We start from the raw sequence: 22,571 nt of genomic DNA, 5'->3' as shown, positions 1-22,571 counted from the left end.
CCTGATATCCATGCGGATATGCAGAGGCGAGAAACAACTGATAATTGATTGAGAATTACCCGTTGCGGAATAACATTCAAGCGTCGCCAGGCCGGCCGGCGACGAATTGCCTCGTTCCCGACTGATGAACATATGCGAGAAGCACCGTGACCTATAGCATCAAAGAAATTTTCTACACGCTGCAAGGCGAAGGCACGCATGCCGGCCGCCCTGCGGTGTTTTGTCGCTTCAGCGGCTGCAATTTGTGGACCGGCCGCGAAGAAGACCGCAGCACGGCGGTCTGCCAGTTCTGCGATACCGATTTCGTCGGCACCGACGGCGAGGGCGGCGGCAAGTTCAAGGATAGCGCATCGCTCGCCAGCGCCATCAATGCGCTCTGGCCGGAGACTTACGCCGCCAGCAAGTTCGTGGTGTTCACCGGTGGCGAGCCGCTGCTGCAACTCGATGCTGCGCTGATCGACAGCATGCACGCGGCCGGTTTTGAAATCGCGATCGAAACCAACGGCACGTTGTTGCCGCCGCCGGGCATAGACTGGATTTGCGTTAGTCCAAAGATGGGTTCGGTGCTGAAGCTGCGCAAGGGCAATGAATTGAAGGTGGTGATTCCGCAAATCGGCCAATCGCTGGCGGCATACGAATCGCTTGATTTCGAACATTTCTATGTACAGGCCATGGATGGCCCGCAACTGGCGCACAATCTGGCGCTGGCGATTGAGACTTGCAAGCGCAACCCGAAATGGAAGCTGAGCTTGCAGACCCACAAGCTGCTGCAGATTCCCTGAACCGATTTTATAAAGTACCGATTACCTATGCTTACCATCACCCGCAAACTGGAATTCGACGCCGGACACCGGATTCCCGATCACAAGAGCCAGTGCCGCAATCTGCACGGCCATCGCTATACGCTGGAAATTACCCTGGTCGGCGCGGTGATTGAAGTCGAAGGCAGCTCCGACAACGGCATGATCATGGATTTCTCCGACATCAAGACGCTGGCGAAACAGCATCTGGTGGACGTGTGGGATCACGCTTTCCTGGTCTACGAAAAAGACATGGCAGTACGCGATTTCCTGGCGACCCTGCCGGATCACAAGACCGTCATCATCGATCGTATCCCGACCGTCGAGAACCTGGCGCGCACCGCCTACGATATCCTCAAGGCGGCCTACAAGGATCACTACGGCACCGGCTTGCATCTGCAAAAACTGGTGTTGCATGAAACGCCCAATTGCTGGGCCGAAATTTCCGAAGACCGTTGATAGCCGCTGCCTTCCTATTTGCCTATGCATGACGCCATTTATATGCAACAAGCCATTTCCCAGGCCCGCAATGCCTGGGCTCTGGGAGAAGTGCCGGTAGGCGCGCTGGTCGTCAAAGACGGACAGATCATTGCTACCGGATTCAATCAGCCGATCGGCAATCACGATCCTACCGCGCATGCGGAAATCATGGCGCTGCGCGCAGCCGCCGCCATCCTCGGTAATTACCGTTTGCCCGGCTGTGAAATGTACGTCACCCTGGAGCCGTGCGCGATGTGCGCCGGCGCCATGATGCACGCCCGGCTGGCGCGCGTGGTGTACGGCGCCAGCGATCCCAAGACCGGCGCTTGCGGCTCGGTGCTCAATTTGTTTGAGCAGGAAAAATTGAATCATCACACTGAGTTGACGGCTGGCGTGCTGGCCGAGGAATGTGGCACACTACTCAAAGAATTTTTCGCCGAACGCCGGCAAGCCCAACAAAAACCATCGTGACTGAAACTACTCAAGCTCCCCAGACTCACCTCAAGCAAGCCGTCGGCGTGGCGCTGATCGCGCCCGGCGGCTACGCCCCTGACGAAGCAGCGCTGGTGCGCGGCATCCTGGCGTTGCAGAGCCAGGGTTGCGTGGTCTATGACTACTACGACCCAGCCGCCAAGCACCAGCGCTTCGGCGGCACCGACGCCGCGCGGGTAGGGCAGATCTACGAGGCGATCGATAATCCGCAAGTACAGATCGTGCTGGCGTTGCGCGGCAGCTACGGCATGTCGCGTTTATTGCCGCTGCTGGACCTGCGCCGCCTGGCCGCCAGCAAGAAGATATTTGTCGGCCATAGCGATGTCACTGCGCTGCAGCTGGCTTTGCTGGCCCAGACCGGAGCGCCAAGTCTTGCCGGCCCCATGCTGTGCAGCGATTTCGGCAGCGCCGAGTTAAGCGAATTTACGATGTCGCATTTTTGGCAATGCCTGCGGCAGCCGGAGCAGGTGTTGCGAGTCAGCGCCGCCGATAATCCCGTCGTCAAAGTCAGCGGTACGCTATGGGGCGGCAATCTGGCGATGCTGAACCATCTGGTCGGCACTGCCTATTTGCCGCAAATTGAAGACGGCATCCTGTTCCTGGAAGATATCGGCGAGCATCCCTACCGCATCGAGCGCATGCTGCTGCAACTGCAATATGCCGGCATTCTGGGGCGGCAGCAGGCGATCGTGCTGGGCGATTTTTCCGGATATCGCCTTGGCGAGCATGACAACGGCTATGATTTCAATACCATGCTGGTCTATCTGCGCGCCCATATCGCCGTGCCGATACTGACCGGTTTGCCATTCGGCCACATCCGCGACAAGGTGACGTTGCAGGTCGGCGCCCAAGCGCAATTGCTGTCAGACGCAAACGGCTTCCGGCTGACCATCCAGAACCCGCTCGCCCTGTCATCCTGATCACGCAATTAATTCGACTCTGACCCCAATTGATTTTGAAATTAATTGGGGTCAGAGTCGAATTAATTTTGGGATTACTGCTTGGCGGTTTGGAGTAGCCATTCTCTGAAGGCTTGCATTGCGGGGGTGACTTGCTTGGATTTGAGGCGCGTCAGCCAGTAGCTGCCGCTGGCTATCTCGATGTCGAACGGGCGTGTCAGGCGGCCGTGTTGCAGTTCGCGGGTAAACATGCGGGCTGGCAGCAGGGCTACGCCGGCGCCCTGTGCCGCTGCTTCGGCCATGGTGAGCGAAGAATCGAACACGGTGCCTCTGAGCACAGGGCTGGGCAAGTCCGCTGCGGCGAACCAGGCGGCCCATTCTTCGGTCCGGTAGGAGCGCAGTAATATTTGCCTGGCGAGGTCGCTTGGATCTCGTAGGAACGATGCTATTGCTGGCGAGCACATCGGCGACAGCGGCGCAGCCAGCAAGGCTTCGGCTTCGGTTGCATGCCATGCGCCGTCGCCGAAGCGAATCGCGTAGTCGAGCCCTTCGCCGGCGATATCGACGCGGTTATTGTTGGTGAACAAGCGGAAATCGACGAAAGGATGGGCTTGCTGGAAATCGCGCAGGCGCGGGATCAGCCAGCCGACGGCAAATGTGCCGACAGCGCCTACGGTCAGCACTTCGCGCGAGCGGCCGTCGCCGAATTGTTCCAGGACCGAGCCGATGCGGCTGAAAGATTCCGCCAAAACCGGCAGCAGGGCGATGCCCTCGGCAGTCAGCGCCAACCCGCGCGGCAGCCGGCGGAACAGCTGTACGCCCATCCGCTCCTCCAGATTCTTCACCTGTTGGCTGATCGCGGCTTGCGTGACATTCAGCTCGGAAGCGGCGCGGGTGAAACTAAGGAAGCGTGCCGAGACTTCGAAAGCGCGTAATGCGTTCAAGGGAAGATGCATGTAATTCTCCAGATGACATAGTTTTTCTTATGATTTGACTTGGATATTGTAGCTTGAACAATAAGCTTGGCGACGTTATCGTGGCGCCGTGTTCATTCAAATGTAGAGGAAAAACATGAAACGACGACAGTTTGCAGGCAATCTGGGACTAGCTCTCGGTGCACTGGCTTTAGGTAGTTACACACAGAAATCCTGGGCCTATGCTGGCAATGTTATCAAACTTGCATTCGATTCTGATCCGGTCGCCCGGCAATTACGCGAAATCGAAGCCAGAAGCGGTGGCCGCCTCGGCGTCGCCGTCCTTGATACTCACAACGGACAAGCCCATGCCTACCGCGGCGACGAACGTTTTCCAATGTGCAGCACCTTCAAGTTGCTGGCTGCGGGACTGACCCTGAAACGGGTGGACCGAGGGCAGGAACAACTGACGCGGCGCATCCGCTACGATGCTGCCGATCTGGTTGCCTATTCACCCGCTACCGAGAAACATACCGGCGCCGGCGGCATGTCGGTGGCGCAGTTGTGCGAAGCCGCCATCACGCTGAGCGACAACACCGCAGCCAATCTGTTGCTGCACAGCTTAGGCGGCCCGGCTCATCTGACGGCCTACGTCCGCTCCTTGGGCGACCAAGTGACCCGGCTCGACCGCATCGAACCGGAACTCAACCAGGCGAGCCCCGGCGATCCGCGCGACACTACTTCACCCAACGCGATGCTGTCTACCATGCGCCAGCTGGTGCTGGGAACTGCCCTGTCTGCCGATGCGCGCCAGCAGCTGACAAACTGGTTGCTGGCCAATACGACCGGCGACCAGCGCCTGCGAGCATACCTGCCGGCCGGCTGGCGCGTGGCGGACAAGACCGGTTCGGGCGTCCATGGCACAACCAACGATATCGGCATTCTGTTTCCGCCTGACCGCGCCCCGTTAGTGGTTACTGCTTATTTGACCGGGACCAAGGCATCAGCCGCCACCCGCGACGCTGCGCTGGCGGAAGTCGGGCGTCTGGCGGCGTCTCTGGTGCTTGGCGAGGCGGCGAAGTGATACGGCGGTAAACCGAGGGACTAAATTGAATTCGCGGAAATAGTGGCGGCCGACGGCGGTTTTATATGAGTTCATGCAGTGCACAAATGCGGATACTGTATAATGCCGCCTCACCACCTAACCCCATGATTCAATTAAGAAAAGACCAAAGCTAAGATGTTGTCCACAGCAAATATCACGATGCAGTTCGGCCCCAAGCCGCTGTTTGAAAACATTTCCGTCAAATTCGGCGATGGCAACCGTTACGGCCTGATCGGCGCGAACGGCTGCGGCAAGTCGACGTTCATGAAGATCCTGGGCGGCGATCTGGAGTCTTCGGCCGGCAACGTGATGCTCGATCAGCACGAGCGTCTGGGTAAATTGCGTCAGGATCAGTTTGCGTTTGAAGAAATGCGTGTACTCGACGTGGTGATGATGGGCCACACTGAAATGTGGGCAGCGATGGCCGAGCGCGATGCGATCTATGCGGATCCCGAAGCCACCGACGACGACTACATGAAGGCGGCCGACCTGGAAGCCAAGTTTGCCGAATACGACGGCTATACCGCCGAAGCGCGCGCCGGCGAACTGCTGTTGGGCGTGGGCGTTGCTATCGATCAGCACCAGGGGCCGATGAGCAATATCGCGCCGGGCTGGAAGCTGCGCGTATTGCTGGCGCAGGCGCTGTTTTCGAATCCGGATATCCTGCTGCTCGACGAGCCGACCAATAACCTCGATATCAATACCATCCGCTGGCTGGAAGATGTGCTGAACCAGCGCAATTCGACCATGATCATCATTTCCCATGATCGCCATTTCCTGAATCAGGTATGTACTCACATGGCCGATATGGACTACGGCACATTGAAGGTTTATCCAGGCAATTACGACGACTACATGCTGGCATCGTCGCAGGCACGCGCGCAGCAGTTGTCGGTGAATGCCAAGGCCAAGGACAAGGTCGCCGAGTTGCAGGATTTCGTGCGCCGCTTTGCCGCCAATAAATCGAAAGCCCGCCAGGCCACCTCGCGCGCCAAGCAAATTGAAAAAATCAAGGTCGAGGATGTCAAGCCATCCAGCCGCGCCAATCCGTTCGTGCGTTTCGACGGCGAGAAGAAACTGCATCGGCTGGCAGTCGAAGTGCAGGGCATCAGCAAGACTTACGATCGGCCGATCTTCAAGAATTTCAGCATCATGGTGGAAGCCGGCGAGAAAATCGCCATCATCGGCGCCAACGGCGCCGGTAAGACCACGCTGTTGCGCAGCATCGGCGGCAGCGACATCACCGGCCTGTCGGCAGACAGCGGCTTGGTGAAGTGGGCGGAAAACGCCAATGTCGGCTACATGCCGCAAGATCCGACCGAAGATTTCGCCACCGACATGACGCTCACCGACTGGATGGGACGATGGACCCAGGAAGGCGACGACGACCAGGCCGTGCGTTCCAGCCTGGGCCGTCTGCTGTTCAGCGGCGACGACGTCAAGAAATCGGTCAAGGTATTGTCCGGCGGCGAGAAGGGCCGCATGATGTACGGCAAGCTGATGCTGGGCCGCCATAACGTGCTGCTGTTGGACGAGCCGACCAACCATATGGACATGGAGTCGATCGAATCGCTCAATATCGCGCTGGAGAAATATGCCGGCACCCTGATTTTCGTCTCGCATGACCGCGAGTTCGTGTCATCGCTGGCGACCCGGATACTGGAAGTCAAGGAAAACGAGATAGTCGACTTCCAGGGCTCTTACGAGGATTACCTGACTAGCCAGGGTATCGAGTAACTCTCTGGAATCAGGCGCAGAAACTGCTGCGCCGTGATGCAAAAAAAAAAGCGTGGCGGAATTTATCTGCCACGCTTTTTTTATCATTAATCTCTATGTTGCCTATGGCTGCTGCCGTTCGCCCAGATACAGCAGCTGGTCCAGCCGGCCACGCAAGCTGCGGGCGATTTCCTCGCCCTTGGCTTTGAGCACCGCTTCCAGGTAAACCTGCCGCAATTCGCGAAAATCCTGAACGCTGCCGGCGCGTTCGACTTTCAGCTGCAAGCCGTATCCGCGCAAACCGATCATGCTTTTGATGGTGTCGTTGTAAAAATGGTAAATCGCTTCAAACTGGGTTTGTCCTGGCGGCAGAATTTGTTCAGCCGGCATGGCGGCGACGGCGGGCGGCGGGATGCTTTTCGACACCGGCGCTTCGGCAGCGGCGGCGGTGGGATTGACGGCGCTGGCGTTGGCGCTGCCGGTCTCCGCGCCGGCCTGGATCAGGCCGGCCTGCAGCAGCTCATCCAGATGTTCCTGCCCCAGTCCGAGGCCGGCTACCTTCCGCAGCAATTCATCGTTGCCAGTCTTGCCGTCCACCAGTAATAACAGCGTGCGCAGGCGCGGCGCCACGATTTGGCCGCGTGTTGCTATTTCTGTACGGCCGCGCTCGGTTTTGTCGAAAATACTCATGATCTCCCCATATTCTTTTATTGCATCCAAAAAAATGCGGGAGGATTTGATCCGGCAGATTTTCGGTAACAGTCTGTTGTGATATTTGTTAAATCATAGTACGGGAGTTCATTCCAGCTGGCAATACGGTAATGTTAAGGCACTGCGTGACAGATAGCGGTAGAATTCCTGTCCGCACACACTGCGGCAAAATATGCTGTTGCGCCTTCTGTCGTATGATTGCGCTATTACCGCACTTACTCATCGTTACTGCACTTACCCATCATCGCCATGCAAACCCACGCCATCAAAACCGTTGAATTCGAGCGGCCGCAAATGGACCTAGGCAGCAGCTTAGGGACTAGCTCTGGTACCAGCTCAAGCACCAGCTGTACTGCCCATGCCTGGGCTCGCGTCCCGGATACCCCCACGCCAGACCAGAAAATCGCGCTCAAGGAGCGTATAAAACGCTTGCTGAAAGAACAGCAGGCGGTACTGGTCGCCCATTATTATGTCGACGGCGATCTGCAGGACCTGGCGGAAGAAACCGGCGGCTGCGTCTCCGATTCGCTGGAAATGGCGCGCTTCGGCCGCGATCATCCGGCCAAGACGCTGGTGGTCGCCGGCGTCAAGTTCATGGGTGAAACCTCCAAAATCCTGAGCCCGCACAAGCGCGTGCTGATGCCCGACCTGGATGCCACCTGTTCGCTCGACCTGGGTTGTCCGGCGGATGAGTTTTCCGCCTTTTGCGATGCCCACCCTGACCGCACCGTGGTGGTGTATGCCAATACCAGTGCCGCCGTCAAGGCGCGCGCCGACTGGATGGTCACTTCCTCCATCGGGCTCGACATCGTGGCCCATTTGCATGCCCAGGGAAAGAAAATCCTGTGGGCGCCCGATAAGCATCTGGGTGGCTACATACAGAAACAGACTGGCGCCGACATGCTGTTGTGGCAAGGCTCCTGCCTGGTGCATGACGAGTTCAAGGGGGTCGAACTGGAATTGCTGCGTCAGCAGCACCCGAACGCCAAGATCCTGGTGCATCCGGAATCGCCGGAAGCAGTGGTGGCGCAAGCCGATGTAGTCGGCTCCACCACGCAGCTGATCGCCGCCGCCCAGCGCCTGGACGCCGACGAATTCATCGTCGCCACCGACAACGGCATCTTGCACAAGATGAGAATGGCGGCGCCGGGCAAACGCTTTATCGACGCCCCGACTGCCGGCAACAGCGCCACCTGCAAGAGCTGCGCGCATTGTCCGTGGATGGCGATGAACGGCTTGCAGAATCTGGCCGACGTGCTGGAATCGGGCAGCAATGAAATCCATGTCGATGCTGAAATCGGCCGCAAGGCGGTGGTCTGCATCGATCGCATGCTCGACTTTGCGGCGCAACGCAAAGCCAATGTGCGCCCGTCCAGCGATCTGGCGCAAGAACAAAAACTGTTTTCAGGAATCGGTCCCGCATGAATACTTCCGCCAGCAACCTAGTTAGGAACTCGGTCAGCAACTTAGAGAATCGTTTCGCACCGTTTGACGCTGCGCTGCAAACGGCGTTCGAAAACAATATCCGCGCCGCGATTGACGAAGACGTCGGCAGCGGCGACCTGACCGGCAAGCTGGTTCCCGAGCAGCAAATGGTCAAGGCGCGCGTGATCGTGCGCGAACCGGCAGTGCTGTGCGGCGCGCCATGGTTCGAAGCGGTGATGCGGCAACTCGATGCACGCATTCATATCGACTGGTCTTATGCCGAAGGCGAGCTGATGAGCGCCGACAGCCAGGTTTGCCTGATAAGCGCGCCCGCCCGCGCGCTGTTGACCGCCGAACGCGGCGCCTTGAATTTCCTGCAATTGCTGTCCGGCGTGGCCAGCGCGACGCGTATTTACGTCAACGCCATTGCCGACACCAAGGCGCATATTCTCGATACGCGCAAAACCTTGCCTGGCCTGCGCCTGGCGCAAAAATATGCGGTCCGGGTGGGCGGCGGACATAACCAGCGCCTGGCCTTGTACGACGGCATCCTGATCAAGGAAAATCACATCGCGGCGGCCGGCGGCATTGCGGCAGCCATGCAGGCGGCCCACGAGCTGGATGCCGGCGTCACGGTGCAGATTGAAGTGGAAAGCCTGGTGCAGCTGGATGAAGCATTACGTGCAGGCGCGAACTCGATTCTGCTGGATAACTTCAGCCTCGATGCGATGCGTGATGCGGTCAACCTGACCGCCGGCCGGGCGTTGCTGGAAGCTTCCGGCGGCATCAATCTGGAGACGGTGCGGGCGATTGCAGAAACCGGCGTCGACCGGATTTCTATCGGCAGCCTGACCAAGGATATCCGGGCCACCGATTATTCACTGCGGATTATCGAGTAAATTGTACTAAGTCGTACTTAGGCGTATGCGCAACGCCTGTCGCGCATTCGCATTCCCGGCTTATTTGGCAACAGACCCTGGGTATCCACGGTCTTAGCCGATGCCTTACTGCACTTTACCCTGAGCAAAATCCATGATCAGCCGCGTCGATAAATACAGGCGTGGAACAATGGTGTTCAGCAGGACGTATTCCGCATCATTCGAATGCGCGCCGTAACCGGTCAGTCCCATTCCTTCGACCACAGCGCCTTTCGATTTCAATGCAGCGAACGCGGCATCGGTGCCGCCGCCGCTAGCCACGTCTACTATCGTCATCGGCAGACCGAGTTCCTGATATATTTTCTTGCCATAGGCCGACACCGTACGCGATACAGCATTGGTTTCCAGCGGCGGCCGTCGCATTTCGAATTTCAGGTGGACTTTGGCAGCCGGGATCAGTTGATTCTTGACGCGCTCTTGCAGTTGCGTCTGCAATTGTTCGAAGTCGCTCATCTTCAAGGCGCGGGCGTCGGCTTGCGCACTGGCGCTGGCGGGAATCACGTTGCGGTTGGTGCCGGCTTGCGCCACGGTCCAGTTCAATTTCAGGCCGCGTTCCGGTTGTGACAGGGAGTTCAGCTGCAACAGTTGATGTGACAGTTCATACAAGGCGTTGATGCCTTTCTCGGGTGCAGCTCCAGCGTGCGAAGATTTTCCCTCAACCGTCAGATAAGCGGCTGCGATACCGCTGGTCGCCAACCGCAACTCGCCTTTGGCGCCGCCGCCTTCGTAGGAAAACACGGCATCTTGTTCTGCGCCCAGCTTGGTATGCAAGCTGCGGCCGCCGGGTGAGCTGATTTCTTCGTCGCCGTTGATCAGTACGGTCAGCGTGTCGTAATCCTTGAAGCCGATTTTTTGCAGGATGGCGATGGTATGCAGGATGGTGGCGACGCCTTGCTTGTCGTCGGCAATGCCGAGGCCGTAGGCTTTATCGCCGTCGACCCGGTATTGCTGATCCTTCAGCATGCCGCGCAGATACACCGTGTCCATGTGGGCGATCAGCATGATCTTGTGCTTGCCGCTGCCCTTGAACACCGCATGGACGATTTGCCCTATCTTTTCCGGCGTGTCACCCATGCGATAAATTTCCGGGGCGTCCAGCAGTTCGGCCTGGCCGCCCAGCTGCGTCAGGCGGTCGCGAATCAGGCCGGCGATCTGCGCCAGGCCTTCAAGGTCCTTGCTGCCCGATTCGATATTCACCAGATCGCGCATGGTATCCATCAGTGCCGGCTTTTCTTTTTGCGCCAGCTCGTATACCGGCGCCACCGGAGCCGCCAGCGCCAGGCCGGAGCTCAATACCAGCGCCGGAAAAATCAAGCTGCTGAGCAGATTACTTTTCAGGGAAAGGGATGCTTGCATCAATTTTTGTCTCCGTTATACGATGTAAACGATGTGCCATGCTGCTGTTAAACCTGCCGCAGATTGGCGTGACGTGTCTCGCGCATGCATAGCACCGCGATCAGGCTCAGCGTCGCCGCAACCGATACATAAGCGCCGACATAAGCCAGGCCGCCGCGCTGCGCCAGCAATTGTGCGATATAGGGCGCCACCGAGGCGCCGAGGATGCCGCCGATGTTATAGGCGACGCCGGCGCCGGTATAGCGCACGCTGGTTGGAAACAGCTCGGGCAACAACGCCCCCATAGGCGCAAACGTGACGCCCATCAAGAACAGGAAAATGATCAGGAACAAGGCAATCGCTAGCGTACTGCCGCTGCCAAACAGCGGTTGCATGGTAAAGCCCGCCGCGATTGCCGCCAGGGTGCCGGCGATCAGCACCGGCCGGCGGCCGAAGCGGTCGCTGGCCATGGCCGACAACGGCGTCGCCAGCGCCATGAACACCACCGCCAGGCACAGCAGCGCGAGGAATTCCTGGCGCGGAATATGCAGGGTGGTGACGCCATAAGACAGCGAAAACACGGTGGCAATATAGAACAGCGTGTAGCAGACGATCATCGCGACCGCACCCAGCATCACTGGCCGCCAGTGATGCTGGAACAAGGTTATGGCCGGCACTTTGACGCGTTCGCGCTTTTCCAGCGCCGCGGCAAACACCGGCGTTTCGGCGATCTTCATTCGTACATACAGCCCCAGCACTACCAGCGCCGCGCTGAAAATAAACGGCACGCGCCAGCCCCAGCTCCTGAACTGTTCATCCGAAAGGCCCAGCGCCAACGCCAGGAACAGGCCGTTCGCCATCAGAAAACCGACCGAGGGGCCGAGTTGCGGAAACATGCCGTACCTGCCGCGCTTTCCCGGCGGAGCGTATTCGGTGGCGAGTAGCGCCGCGCCGCCCCATTCACCGCCAAGGCCGATGCCCTGGGCGAAACGTAGTACGCACAGCAGGATGGGGGCCAGTGCGCCGATGCTGGCATAACCCGGCAGGAAGCCGATCAGCATGGTGGAGATGCCCATCACCAGCAATGAAATCACCAGCGTCGATTTGCGCCCGATCCGGTCGCCGAAATGGCCAAACAGAAAAGCCCCGATCGGCCGTGCGATAAACGCGATGCCAAAGGTGACAAATGCCGACAGCGCTTGTGCGGTCGGCGAGTCGTGCGGGAAGAATATCGGGCCGATGACCAGCGCCGCCGCGGTTGCGTAGACATAGAAATCGTAGAATTCAATAGCGGTGCCGATGAAGCTGGCGAAGATTACTCGCCTGGCGCTGTTTTGCGCCGGGCTTGGGATGGCTGTGATTTTTTGCGACGCTGCACTCATCGTGTCTCCTCGTTATTGTTTGATTTCCAAGCATAGCCGAGATGAGCGAATGGCGACACTACCGCTTGCGTCCGTCATTCGTCATCATTCAGGTGAGCGGTGCCGGCAGGCGCTGCAGCACGCGCACCTCGGAATTGAATATGATCCAGGCTTGCACCAGGAACCCTGCCAGCGCCAGCAGCAGGCAGGCCGGTTCGCCCCAACGCGCGCCGACCAGGCCGCCAAGCGCGGCGCCGATCGGACGCGCTCCCGTATTCACGGTGAGGAAAATCGCCGATACCCGTCCCAGCATGGCGCCGGGGGTGACGGTCTGGCGCAATGTGGTTGAGGTAATCACCCAGATAATCGGACCGACGCCGAACAGAAAGAATGACACGGCCGCCAACACGCCGCTCGGAACCGCGAGTGTCGCAACCATCGTGAGCGCAGCCAGTACCGAGATCAGCGGGCCGAGCTGGATCGCGCGGCCAAACGGCAGCCTCGCCACCACGCGCGACGTCAGCAGCGCGCCCGCCATCATGCCTACCCCATACGCACCAAGCGTTACGCCAACCGCGCCAGCACTGAGCCCGAGCTGCCGCACCGCATAGGGTACATAGGCAGCCTGCAATACAAACCAGGAGATGTTCCATGCCACGGCAGTCAACAGGATCGGCCGCAGCAAGGCATCGCGCCAGACCAGGTGCGCACCGTCGCGCAACTCCAGCAAGGGATGGCGGGCTGCTGCCGGCTTGCGCTGCGGTTCACGCAGTTGCAGCAGCAGCACCACTGCCGATCCGGATAGCATGGCAGCCAACACGAACGCGGCCGAGGCGCCGGCCCATGAAGTCAGCGCGCCACCCAATGCCGGACCGGCGGCAAAAGCGGCGCTGCGGGCGAGTTCCAGGCGGCCGTTGGCTTTCGCAAGGTCCTCGCGTTCCACCAGCGCCGGCACCAGGGCAGGCGCGGCGACGCTGAAACCCACGGTGCCGACGGCGCCGATGAAACCGAGCGCCGCCAGCAACTCGATCGACAGATGGTTCAGGAGTATCGCAGCCAGTACGCCAAGCAAGGCCAGCATGCGCAGCGCCTCGGCTGCCACCATCAGGCGCCGCCGCGAGGTACGGTCGGCCAGCAGGCCGAAAGGGATAGACAGCAGCAGAAACGGCAGCGATTGCACTGCCGCCAGCATGCCGATCTCGCCAGGCCCCGCGCCCAGCATCAGTACCGCCATGATCGGTGCAGCCGCCAGGCTCAATTGTTCAGCTGATTGCGCAGCCAGGTTAGACCAGGTGAGGGCGACCAGGGAGCGCGGAAGTTTTGAAGTCATGAAATTTCTGCATTTTTCTTAGAGAACGGAAGTGTAGCGCCGATGCCGGCAGCAGACACTCCGTTTCTTGGCGCGCAATACTGCGATACGCATGCGCGCCGGATGAAGGCGTCAGTGTAGTACTTCGTGAGTAATGGAGCTTCAGAAATGGTGTATTTTTGTGTCAGGCAAGGCGCAAACCGGAGCGATAGCGGGACTATCGCGAGGATTTGCAACGACGCCTGGCGCAAAAAGACGCCGTTTATGAAGTTTCATTACTCACGAAGCACTACACTATCGCCGCTGTGGCGGCGTCAGCACGCTCGGCAGAGCCTTGGCCAGCGTCTCCGGAAAATCCTGGCTGTAGTGCAGGCCACGGCTTTCGTGGCGCGACAGTGCGCTTTCGACGATCAGCGAGGCCACCTGCACCAAGTTGCGCAACTCCAGCAAATCGCGGCTGATGCGGAAGTGGGCGTAGTACTCGTCGATCTCTTCCTTCAGCAAGCGGATCCGGTGCTGGGCCCGTTCCAGACGTTTATTGGTACGCACGATACCAACGTAATTCCACATGAAGCGACGCAATTCATCCCAGTTGTGGGAAATCACGACTTCCTCGTCGGCGTCGGTCACGCGGCTTTCATCCCAGGCCGGCAGCGGTATGGCTTTCGGCTTGTCTTGCTGTGCGATGAATTTGGCGGTGGCGCGGCCGACCACCACGCATTCCAGCAGCGAATTGCTGGCCAGGCGGTTGGCGCCATGCAAGCCGGTATAAGCGGTTTCGCCGACTGCGTACAAGCCGGGCAAGTCGGTGCGGCCGCTGAGGTCGGTAACGATGCCGCCGCAAGTGAAGTGGACCGCAGGCACCACCGGAATCGCCTGTTTGGTGATGTCGATGCCGAGTTCCAGGCAACGGGCGTAGATGGTCGGGAAATGTTCTTTCAGGAATTCCGGCGACTTGTGCGTGATGTCGAGGTCGACATGATCGAGGCCGCGTTTTTTCATCTCGAAGTCAATCGCCCGCGCCACCACGTCGCGCGGCGCCAGTTCGGCCCGTTCGTCGTGCGCCGGCATGAAGCGCTGGCCGGCATCGGCGCCTTCGGTATCCGGCAATTTAAGCACGCCGCCTTCGCCGCGTATCGCTTCGGTGATCAGGAAGGACTTGGCATAAGGATGGTACAAGCAGGTCGGATGGAACTGGATGAATTCCATATTCGCTACCCGGCAGCCGGCGCGCCAGGCCATGGCGATACCGTCGCCGGTAGCGCTGTCGGGATTGGTGGTGTACAGGTAGACCTTGCCGGCGCCGCCGGTTGCCAGCACCGTGTGGTTGGCCGCCAGGGTCAGCACCTTGCCGGTCTTGACGTTCTTGGCGTACAGGCCGAGGCAGCGCGGCGCGCTCTTGTCAGCTTCGCCGGTGGCAACCTTCTTCGACGTAATCAGGTCGATTGCATAATGATCTTCCAGCAGCGTGATATTGGGATGGGCGCGCACCTTTTGTTCCAGCGTGACCTGCACCGCATGGCCGGTGGCGTCGGCGGCATGGATGATGCGGCGCTGGCTGTGGCCGCCTTCGCGGGTCAGGTGAAAGCCCAGTTCCGCGCTGGCGTCAGGAGTGAAGGGCACGCCTTGTTCGATCAGCCATTCAATCGCGGCGCGGCCGTTTTCGACAATGAAACGCGTCGCGCTCTCATCGCATAAACCGGCGCCTGCGACCAGGGTGTCATTGATATGCTGTTCGTGGCTGTCGCCGGAATCCAGCACGGCGGCGATGCCGCCCTGAGCCCAGTTGCTGGCGCCGTCGAGCAGCGCGCGTTTGGAGATGACTGCAACTTTGTTGGTCTCTGCGAGGTGCAACGCGACCGACAGGCCTGCCAGCCCGCTACCGATAATGGCGACATCGAATTTCATGGTGAATGTTTGGTTATTTGTTCTTTTAATCTGGATCGCCCCAAACCGAAGTTCGGAGCGATGTCTCTACTACCTCTGTTACGCTACTGCGATGTTGCTAGCTGCCGCTTTAGCCGATTACCCGGCGATCACCGGCTTGACCTTGGCCGCAGCCTGCTTGGCGCGTATGCGCGCGGTCTCGACGTCGTCGGCAGTGGCCAGCGCGACGCCCATGCGGCGGCGCTGGAACGACTCCGGTTTGCCGAACAGGCGGATATCCACGCCCGGAATCCGCAGCGCGTCCGCCACGCCCTCAAAGGCAATGCCCTTGGCGTCGTGCTGGCCGTAAATGACTGCTGAAGCAGCCGGGCTGCGCAGCGCAACGTTGACGGGCAAGCCGAGGATGGCCTTGGCATGCAACTCAAATTCATTTTGCTGCTGGCTGGCCATGGTGACCATGCCGGTGTCGTGCGGACGCGGGCTGACTTCGGAGAACCAGACCATCTCGTTCTTGACGAACAGCTCGACGCCGAACAGGCCGAGGCCGCCGAGGTTGTCGGTGACTTTCTTGGCGATATCGCGCGCCTTGAGCAGCGCTTCCGGATGCATCGGATGCGGCTGCCAGGATTCGACGTAATCGCCATGCACCTGGACGTGGCCGATCGGCTCGCAGAAGTGGGTGGCGATGCTGCCATCCGGCTGCAGCGCTCTGACTGTCAACAGCGTAATTTCATAATCGAAATCGATAAAACCTTCAACGATGACACGCCCGGAATCGACCCGGCCGCCAGCCGCGGCATAGGCCCAGGCTGCTTCGATTTCACTGGCGCTGTCGAGTTTCGACTGGCCCTTGCCGGAGGACGACATGACCGGCTTGATCACACAGGGAAAACCGATAGCCGAGCAAGCGGCTTTCAATTCATCCAGGTTGTTGGCGAAGCGGTAAGGCGAGGTTGCCAGTCCCAGCGTCTCGCCGGCCAGGCGGCGGATGCCTTCGCGGTTCATGGTCAGCCAGGCGGCGCGCGCGGTCGGGATCACGGTGACCTTGCCGGCCGCTTCCAGTGCGACCAGGGTTTCAGTGGCAATCGCTTCGATTTCCGGCACCACCAGATCAGGCTGCTCCTGCGCAATCAGCGCTTCCAGCGCCGCGCCATCGGCCATGTTGATGACATGCGAGCGGTGCGCGACCTGATGGCCGGGGGCGTTCGGATAGCGGTCGACGGCGATCACTTCGACGCCCAGCCGCTGCAGCGAGATGATGACTTCCTTGCCGAGTTCGCCGGAGCCCAGCAACATGACTTTGGTGGCGGAAGGGGAGAGCGGAGTACCTATTCTGATTGGTGTCTTCATATTGGAAAGGAGCTGCGACGCACGACGCGCCGTGATAATCGTTGATGGGTGAGGTAAATGATGGCAGTTCGTAAATAAGAGAGCGTGTATTTTCTGAATTCGGCCGGCAAAGTAAGGCTAGGCGTTATTGTTAGCCAACGTTGACCAACGCCCGACAATACCAAATATCGGGGCGCATGGACAGTTGGCAGAATGAAAAAAGCCGCCAGAATCATCCGGCGGCTCCTTTTACGCTGCACAGGCATAGCCGTAAGGATATGCCATATCGTTGATCAGCGCTCGGCCTGGTAAATATCGTAGTCTTTGGTTTCCTTGACAAACACCATGCCGATGACAAAAGTGGCCGCTGCGATGATGATCGGATACCACAGGCCATAGTAGATATCGCCCTTGAACGCCACCAGTGCGAAGGCCGTGGTTGGCAGCAAGCCGCCGAACCAGCCGTTGCCGATATGGTAAGGCATGGACATCGAGGTATAGCGGATGCGGGTAGGGAACATTTCCACCAGCATCGCTGCGATCGGCCCGTAAACCATGGTCACGTAGATCACCAGGATGAACAGCAGCAACAGCACCATCGGCTTGTTCATCTGCTCCGGATCGGCCTTGCTTGGATAACCTGCGCCTTTGATGTCGCCTGCCAGCTCTGCCGAGAACGCCTTGTCCTTGGCCGCAGCATCTTCTTTCGACAAGCCGTTGGCGTCATACGAAGTCAGGATTTTTTCGCCGATTTTGATCGTGGCAACTGAACCGGGAGCGCCGGCGACGTTCTCATAGTTCACCGAAGCCGCTGACAGCTTGGCTTTGGCGATATCGCAGGACGACGTGAATTTCTTGGTGCCGGTAGGGTTGAACTGGAACTGGCAAGAGGCTGGATCGGCAGTGACGATCACCGGCGCGCTTTTCAAGGCGGCTTCCAGGGCCGGATTGGCGTAGTGGGTCAGGCCGGAAAAGATCGGGAAGTAGGTCAGCGCTGCGATCAGGCAGCCAGCCATGATAATGGGCTTGCGGCCGATCTTGTCGGACAGCGTGCCGAAGATGACAAAGAATGGCGTGCCCAGCAACAGGGACAGCGCAATCAGGATGTTGGCGGTCGACAGGTCTACCTTGAGCGACTGGGTCAGGAAGAACAGGGCGTAGAACTGGCCTGTGTACCAGACCACGGCCTGGCCGGCGGTCAGGCCGATCAGCGCCAGGATCACCAGTTTCAGGTTTTTCCATTGACCGAAAGCTTCTGTCAAAGGTGCTTTGGAAGTCTTGCCTTCGGCCTTCATCTTGGCAAAAGCCGGCGACTCATTCATCGACAGGCGGATCCAGACCGAGACTGCCAGCAGAATGACCGAGACCAGGAAAGGAATGCGCCAGCCCCAGGCCGCAAACGCTTCTTCGCCGACTGCGCTACGCACGCCCAGGATCACCAGCAGCGACAGGAACAGACCCAGCGTCGCGGTAGTTTGAATCCAGGATGTGAAAGCGCCGCGTTTGTCGTCCGGCGCATGTTCGGCGACATAGGTAGCCGCACCGCCATACTCGCCGCCCAGCGCCAGGCCTTGCAGGATGCGCAGGCTGATCAGGATGATAGGGGCGGCGATGCCGATAGTGGCGTAGTTCGGCAGGATGCCGACGATGAAGGTCGATGCCCCCATGATCAGGATCGTCACCAGGAAGGTGAATTTGCGGCCGATCATGTCGCCCAGGCGGCCAAATACCAGCGCGCCGAAAGGGCGCACAATGAAGCCCGCCGCAAATGCCAGCAATGCAAAAATGAAGCCGGTATTGGGATCTGTGCCGGAGAAGAACTGCTTGGCGATGATTGCCGCCAGCGAGCCGTACAGGTAGAAGTCATACCATTCGAATACGGTGCCCAGGGATGAGGCAAAAATGACTTTGCGCTCCTCCGGTGTAATGCCCCGTGCAGCAGGTTTAAGCCCGCCTGCGGTAGGTTGTAATGTGGCCATGCCGGTCTCCTTGATTATTTATATATTGGTGCAGCTAGTTTGGAGTGTGCGGGCTAAACCTTACGCGGGACTTGCTTGAAACTTACCAGAAGCTTACATGCGGGACTGACGGGATGCTTCAGATATCGAAGATAGTGGGCCGTAAAGTGACGCGAAAGCTGAGTTTATTGCCAGAGAAGACGGGGGTTTGTGGCAGTTTTTGCAACTATGCGCGCTGCCACCTATTTATGTAAAAACCTGCTACCATTGTTTCCGAAAGGAAATATAAATCCAGTCCGGAAAACTCGGAAGGCCCAGGTTTTCAAATGAATGAACCCAGGCAACTGGTCTTTTTTTTCTGGATGGGAGGCGCTATGCGCTGCCACTTGCCACCGTTGCACGAATTATCTACGCAGCAGACGTAACGCCCTTGCCCAGCGCACCGGCGGTCGTGCTCGGTGCGATCGGTGGCGTTGGTCGTCGATGAGACGCAAGGGCTATGCGAACACGAACATGCCGCCATTGTCAGCAGCAACCTGGTAGCAGCCGGCCGCGAACAATTCCAGGGCGTGCTCAAGCTTGATAATGACTTGGCATTGATCTACGACCTGGAAAAATTTCTTTCCCTGGACGAGGCGCACATGTTAGATGAAGCAATCGATCGGAGCGAATGATGCCGAGTCAAGTCCTGGAGACGCAATGGCCGCAATTGAGCGAGTGCATCGCCGACAGGAGGGGGCTGCATTTTCCGCGTGAACGCCAGAACGTTCTGCAGCGCAGTTTCGCCGGCGCCGCGTTTTATTTTGCGCTGCAGGCCGGAGAAAAAAATGAGTGATCTGGAACAGGTCGATGTGCTGCTGGTGGAAGACAGCGATGCAGACGCGGAGATGACGATACGCGCACTCAAAATTAACTGCTCGACCGTCAAAATTGCGCGCGTCCGCGACGGTATCGAGGCGCTGGACTTCATTTTCTGCAGCGGCGCTTACCAACGGCGGCGCAGAGACCATCCCAAACTAACCTTGCTGGATATCAAGATGCCTGGATTAAGCGGCATCGATGTCTTGCGGCGCGTGAAGTCGGATGAACATACAAAATTCATCCCGGTGGTGATGTTCACTTCCTCAGGCGAAGAGCGCGATCTGGTGGAATGCTACCAGTTGGGCGTCAACAGCTACCTCACCAAACCGGTAGATGCCGCCGCATTCACGAAGGTGCTATCGGAAGCTTGCTGTTATTGGACCAATTTGAACAGGCGTCCAGACGATTGGTGACAAAAACGGAGAATCTATGACTGAGGCGATCAAGGTATTGCTTGTCGAAGATGCGATCGAAGATGCCGAGCTGTTGATTCGTGAAATGCGCAAGGGCGGGCTGGAGATCATCGCCCTGCGGGTGGACACGCATGCAGAGCTTGCGCACTCGCTGCATCATTTCGATCCGGACGTGATCCTCTGCGATTACTCCGTACCGGGTGTCAGCGGCGTCAGTGCGCTAGCCATGGTGCAGCAGCAGAGGCCCGATATTCCGTTCATATTCGTGTCAGGGACCATCGGTGAAGAACGTGCGATCGAGGCGCTCAAGCAAGGCGCCGTCGATTACGTACTGAAAGACAACCGGGCCCGGTTGCTGCCGGCAATCGAGCGCGCGCTCAAGGAAACAGCGGCGCGCCAGGCACTGCACAGGGCCGAGCAGGAATTGGCAGAGAGCGAAGAACGCTTTCGCTCCATCGCAGATGCGATCGTCGAGTGGATTTGGGAAATCGATGTCAATGGCAGCTTCACCTACTGTAGTCATGCCTGCAGCACGATCCTGGGCTACGCGCCGGAAGAGCTGATCGGCAGCAACGCCAACAACTACATGCTTGAAGAGGACGGCAAGTCCGCCGGCAATCTGGCACAAAGCGCTTTCGCCAACAAGCACGGGTGGCGCAATCTGACGTTCCGCTGGAAACATAAAAATGGCAGCACCTGCTGGCTCGAAAGCAATGCGGTGCCATTGCTCGGCAGCGACGGTGAACTTGTCGGTTATCGCGGCGCCGACCGCGACATTACCGATCGCGCCTGGCAGCAAGACAAGAACGAGCGCTTGAACCATTTTCACGCCATGCAGAGCGGCATCAATTCGGCGATCATACGTATCCGCGAGCGCGACGCGCTGCTACGCGAAGCCTGCCGGATCGCGGTCGACAAAGGCGGACTCAAGCTTGCCTGGAGCGGCTTTGTCGACACGGAATCGCATGCATTGACGCCTGTCAACTGGGCTGGAGAAGACGCCGAAATCCTGAGCGGATTTGGTCTCGTCGTGCGCGACAACCAGGCTGAAATAGGATCGATCGTGAACCAAACGATAGACCTGTCCACGCCTGTCGTTGGCAACGTTCTCGACTCGGATATGCTCCATCCGCAACACGCACAGATGTTGCTTCAGCGCGGCGTCCGTTCGATTGCCGTACTGCCGATGGTGATAAATGGACGCGTGACTGGTGTCCTCGCGCTATATTCTTCGCAGTCGAATGCATTCGACTGCGAAGAAGAGGCCTTGCTCAAGGAATTGGCCGACGACCTTTCTTTCGCGCTCGATTACCTGGAAAAAGAAGCAGCGTCAAACTATCTCGCCCTGTACGACCTGCTGACGGGGCTGCCCAGCCGCAAGCTGTTTATTGAGCGGACCGCGCAATTGATCCAAGCCAATGCGCAAACACATGGCAGGCTGGCGCTGGTCGTACTGGACATTCGACGCTTTGGTGCGCTCAACGACACGTTTGGCAAAGCCGAGGGCGATCAGGTGCTCAAACTCCTGGCAAAACGGCTGAGCGCAGATGGGCGAATCAACTGCGCGCGTATTGGCAGCAACACGTTTGCGATAGCGTTATCGGAGCTGCGCAGCGATGCAGACGTCGCGCGCGCATTGAAGGAATATGTATTCGACTGCCTGGCGCTACCGTTCTCGGTCGGGAAACAGGAAATAAGCATCGCAGCAAGCTGCGGAGTTGCACTATATCCGGCTGACGGCGCGCATGTCGATGAGCTGCTTGGCAACGCCGAAGCTGCATTAGAGAGAGCAAAACTATCCGGCGCGGAATATCTCTTCTATACAGAGGGCCTGACTGCCAGTGTAGCCCAACAACTTGTCCTGGCAAGCCAACTGCGCCAAGCCGTCGCGGATAAACAATTTATTTTGCACTACCAACCCAAGATTGCCGCCGACGACGGCCGTCTGGTCGGCTTCGACGCGCTGATTCGCTGGAACAGCCAGAAACACGGGCTGCTGCCGGCGCGTGAATTCATTTCGATCCTGGAACAGACGGGAATGATCGTGGAAGTGGGCAAGTGGGTGCTGCAAAAGGCGGCATCCGACTATCGCTACTGGTGCAAACACGGCCTCAATCCACCCCCGATTGCGGTCAATATTTTGGCAGAGCAATTGCAGCAACCCGATTTTCTGAAAACAGTCTGTGACGCGGTGTTGGGACGCGATGGTGAAGAAGCAGCTGCAATCGATCTGGAAATCGACGAGTCTGCTCTCACTGGCAGCATCGATAGCATCACACCATCCTTGCGGATACTGAAAGATAAAGGCATCGGCCTTGCGATCGACAATTTCGGAAGCGGCCGTTCGTCGCTCAGCTACCTGGCCAAGATCCCTTTGAATGCGATCAAGATCGACGGCGCCTTTATCACGGATCTGACGACCCATACCGGGCAGATCACCATCGTATCGACGCTCATATTGCTGGCGCACGCACTCAAGCTAAAAGTCATTGCCAGTGGCGTGGAAACTGTCGAGCAGCGCACCCAGCTTCAGTTTATGGGGTGCGATGAGCTGCAAGGTTATTTGCTTGGAAAACCAATGACCGGAACGGAAGTTGAAACTCTGTTGTCTAGTTTGAGCAGAGTGCGCGGGGCGTGA

General features: G+C 58.6%; 21 protein-coding genes. 13 read left to right on the top strand and 8 right to left on the bottom strand.

Annotated features, from left to right (window positions below; translation table 11 throughout):
- Nucleotides 1-146 precede the first annotated feature (146 nt).
- Genes queE through ldcA form a run of 4 tightly spaced genes read left to right on the top strand, consistent with a single transcriptional unit; the run spans nt 147 to nt 2,692 of the window.
- Complete coding sequence (gene queE, locus BLV81_RS03840) at nt 147-782, top strand: 7-carboxy-7-deazaguanine synthase (RefSeq protein ID WP_092352598.1); 636 nt, start codon at nt 147-149, stop codon at nt 780-782.
- A gap of 27 nt (nt 783-809) precedes the next feature.
- On the top strand, nt 810-1,259 hold the full coding sequence (gene queD, locus BLV81_RS03835; protein WP_092352596.1) for a 6-carboxytetrahydropterin synthase QueD: 450 nt from the start codon (nt 810-812) through the stop codon (nt 1,257-1,259).
- A gap of 24 nt (nt 1,260-1,283) precedes the next feature.
- A complete protein-coding gene (gene tadA, locus BLV81_RS03830; RefSeq protein ID WP_092352594.1) occupies nt 1,284-1,751 on the top strand; it encodes a tRNA adenosine(34) deaminase TadA in 468 nt (155 codons plus the stop codon).
- Nucleotides 1,748-2,692, top strand: a complete 945-nt coding sequence (ldcA, locus tag BLV81_RS03825; RefSeq protein WP_255364931.1) for a muramoyltetrapeptide carboxypeptidase — start codon at nt 1,748-1,750, stop codon at nt 2,690-2,692. Before tadA ends, ldcA begins: the two co-directional genes overlap by 4 nt.
- A gap of 74 nt (nt 2,693-2,766) precedes the next feature.
- On the opposite strand, the gene BLV81_RS03820 is transcribed toward ldcA, so the two are convergent.
- On the bottom strand, nt 2,767-3,627 hold the full coding sequence (locus BLV81_RS03820) for a LysR family transcriptional regulator (RefSeq protein WP_092352590.1): 861 nt from the start codon (nt 3,625-3,627) through the stop codon (nt 2,767-2,769).
- 115 nt (nt 3,628-3,742) lie between these two features.
- Between BLV81_RS03820 and bla the strand changes: the two genes are divergently transcribed.
- The gene (gene bla, locus BLV81_RS03815) at nt 3,743-4,669 is read left to right on the top strand and encodes a class A beta-lactamase (RefSeq protein ID WP_092352588.1); all 927 of its coding nucleotides are present in this window, start codon (nt 3,743-3,745) and stop codon (nt 4,667-4,669) included.
- Between the two features lie 156 nt (nt 4,670-4,825).
- The gene (locus tag BLV81_RS03810) at nt 4,826-6,427 is read left to right on the top strand and encodes an ABC-F family ATPase (protein ID WP_092352586.1); all 1,602 of its coding nucleotides are present in this window, start codon (nt 4,826-4,828) and stop codon (nt 6,425-6,427) included.
- A 102-nt stretch (nt 6,428-6,529) separates the two neighbouring features.
- Here BLV81_RS03810 and BLV81_RS03805 read toward each other — a convergent pair whose 3' ends face one another.
- Entirely contained in the window at nt 6,530-7,096 is a 567-nt protein-coding gene (locus BLV81_RS03805) for a hypothetical protein (RefSeq protein WP_092352584.1), read from the bottom strand.
- 270 nt (nt 7,097-7,366) lie between these two features.
- Between BLV81_RS03805 and nadA the strand changes: the two genes are divergently transcribed.
- Both nadA and nadC read left to right on the top strand, forming a co-directional pair.
- Nucleotides 7,367-8,542: a quinolinate synthase NadA gene (gene nadA, locus BLV81_RS03800; protein WP_092352899.1), complete on the top strand. Its 1,176-nt coding sequence runs from the start codon at nt 7,367-7,369 to the stop codon at nt 8,540-8,542.
- Nucleotides 8,539-9,441, top strand: a complete 903-nt coding sequence (gene nadC / locus BLV81_RS03795) for a carboxylating nicotinate-nucleotide diphosphorylase (protein ID WP_092352582.1) — start codon at nt 8,539-8,541, stop codon at nt 9,439-9,441. The genes nadA and nadC overlap by 4 nt, the downstream gene beginning before the upstream one ends.
- A gap of 105 nt (nt 9,442-9,546) precedes the next feature.
- Here nadC and BLV81_RS03790 read toward each other — a convergent pair whose 3' ends face one another.
- The 6 genes from BLV81_RS03790 to BLV81_RS03765 all read right to left on the bottom strand — a co-directional run bounded on the left by BLV81_RS03790 (nt 9,547) and on the right by BLV81_RS03765 (nt 18,680).
- Nucleotides 9,547-10,836: a M20/M25/M40 family metallo-hydrolase gene (locus tag BLV81_RS03790; RefSeq protein WP_092352580.1), complete on the bottom strand. Its 1,290-nt coding sequence runs from the start codon at nt 10,834-10,836 to the stop codon at nt 9,547-9,549.
- Between the two features lie 47 nt (nt 10,837-10,883).
- Nucleotides 10,884-12,197, bottom strand: coding sequence for an MFS transporter (locus BLV81_RS03785; RefSeq protein ID WP_092352578.1), 1,314 nt, complete (start codon nt 12,195-12,197; stop codon nt 10,884-10,886).
- A gap of 88 nt (nt 12,198-12,285) precedes the next feature.
- Nucleotides 12,286-13,506 (bottom strand): MFS transporter, encoded by a 1,221-nt coding sequence (locus BLV81_RS03780; protein WP_092352576.1) that lies wholly within the window; start codon nt 13,504-13,506, stop codon nt 12,286-12,288.
- 273 nt (nt 13,507-13,779) lie between these two features.
- On the bottom strand, nt 13,780-15,393 hold the full coding sequence (gene nadB / locus BLV81_RS03775; RefSeq protein WP_092352574.1) for an L-aspartate oxidase: 1,614 nt from the start codon (nt 15,391-15,393) through the stop codon (nt 13,780-13,782).
- Between the two features lie 117 nt (nt 15,394-15,510).
- Entirely contained in the window at nt 15,511-16,722 is a 1,212-nt protein-coding gene (gene purT / locus BLV81_RS03770; RefSeq protein ID WP_092352572.1) for a formate-dependent phosphoribosylglycinamide formyltransferase, read from the bottom strand.
- Nucleotides 16,723-16,994: 272 nt separating this feature from the next.
- Complete coding sequence (locus tag BLV81_RS03765) at nt 16,995-18,680, bottom strand: MFS transporter (protein WP_092352570.1); 1,686 nt, start codon at nt 18,678-18,680, stop codon at nt 16,995-16,997.
- Nucleotides 18,681-19,017: 337 nt separating this feature from the next.
- On the opposite strand from BLV81_RS03765, the gene BLV81_RS24395 reads away from it, so the two are divergent.
- From BLV81_RS24395 to BLV81_RS03750, 5 genes are read left to right on the top strand one after another with little or no spacing between them, the layout of a single operon-like run.
- The gene (locus BLV81_RS24395; RefSeq protein WP_143036279.1) at nt 19,018-19,146 is read left to right on the top strand and encodes a chemotaxis protein CheW; all 129 of its coding nucleotides are present in this window, start codon (nt 19,018-19,020) and stop codon (nt 19,144-19,146) included.
- A complete protein-coding gene (locus tag BLV81_RS03760; RefSeq protein WP_092352568.1) occupies nt 19,127-19,333 on the top strand; it encodes a hypothetical protein in 207 nt (68 codons plus the stop codon). Before BLV81_RS24395 ends, BLV81_RS03760 begins: the two co-directional genes overlap by 20 nt.
- Entirely contained in the window at nt 19,333-19,494 is a 162-nt protein-coding gene (locus BLV81_RS23875) for a hypothetical protein (protein WP_176992735.1), read from the top strand. Before BLV81_RS03760 ends, BLV81_RS23875 begins: the two co-directional genes overlap by 1 nt.
- Nucleotides 19,487-19,933, top strand: a complete 447-nt coding sequence (locus BLV81_RS03755; protein ID WP_092352566.1) for a response regulator — start codon at nt 19,487-19,489, stop codon at nt 19,931-19,933. Before BLV81_RS23875 ends, BLV81_RS03755 begins: the two co-directional genes overlap by 8 nt.
- Before the next feature lie 16 nt (nt 19,934-19,949).
- A complete protein-coding gene (locus BLV81_RS03750; RefSeq protein WP_092352564.1) occupies nt 19,950-22,571 on the top strand; it encodes an EAL domain-containing protein in 2,622 nt (873 codons plus the stop codon).

The sequence above is a fragment of the Collimonas sp. OK242 genome, assembly GCF_900107095.1.
Classification (GTDB): Bacteria; Pseudomonadota; Gammaproteobacteria; order Burkholderiales; family Burkholderiaceae_D; genus Collimonas.
The sequence above is the reverse complement of the archived record's forward strand: the minus strand, read 5'-3'. Positions and strand labels throughout refer to the sequence as shown.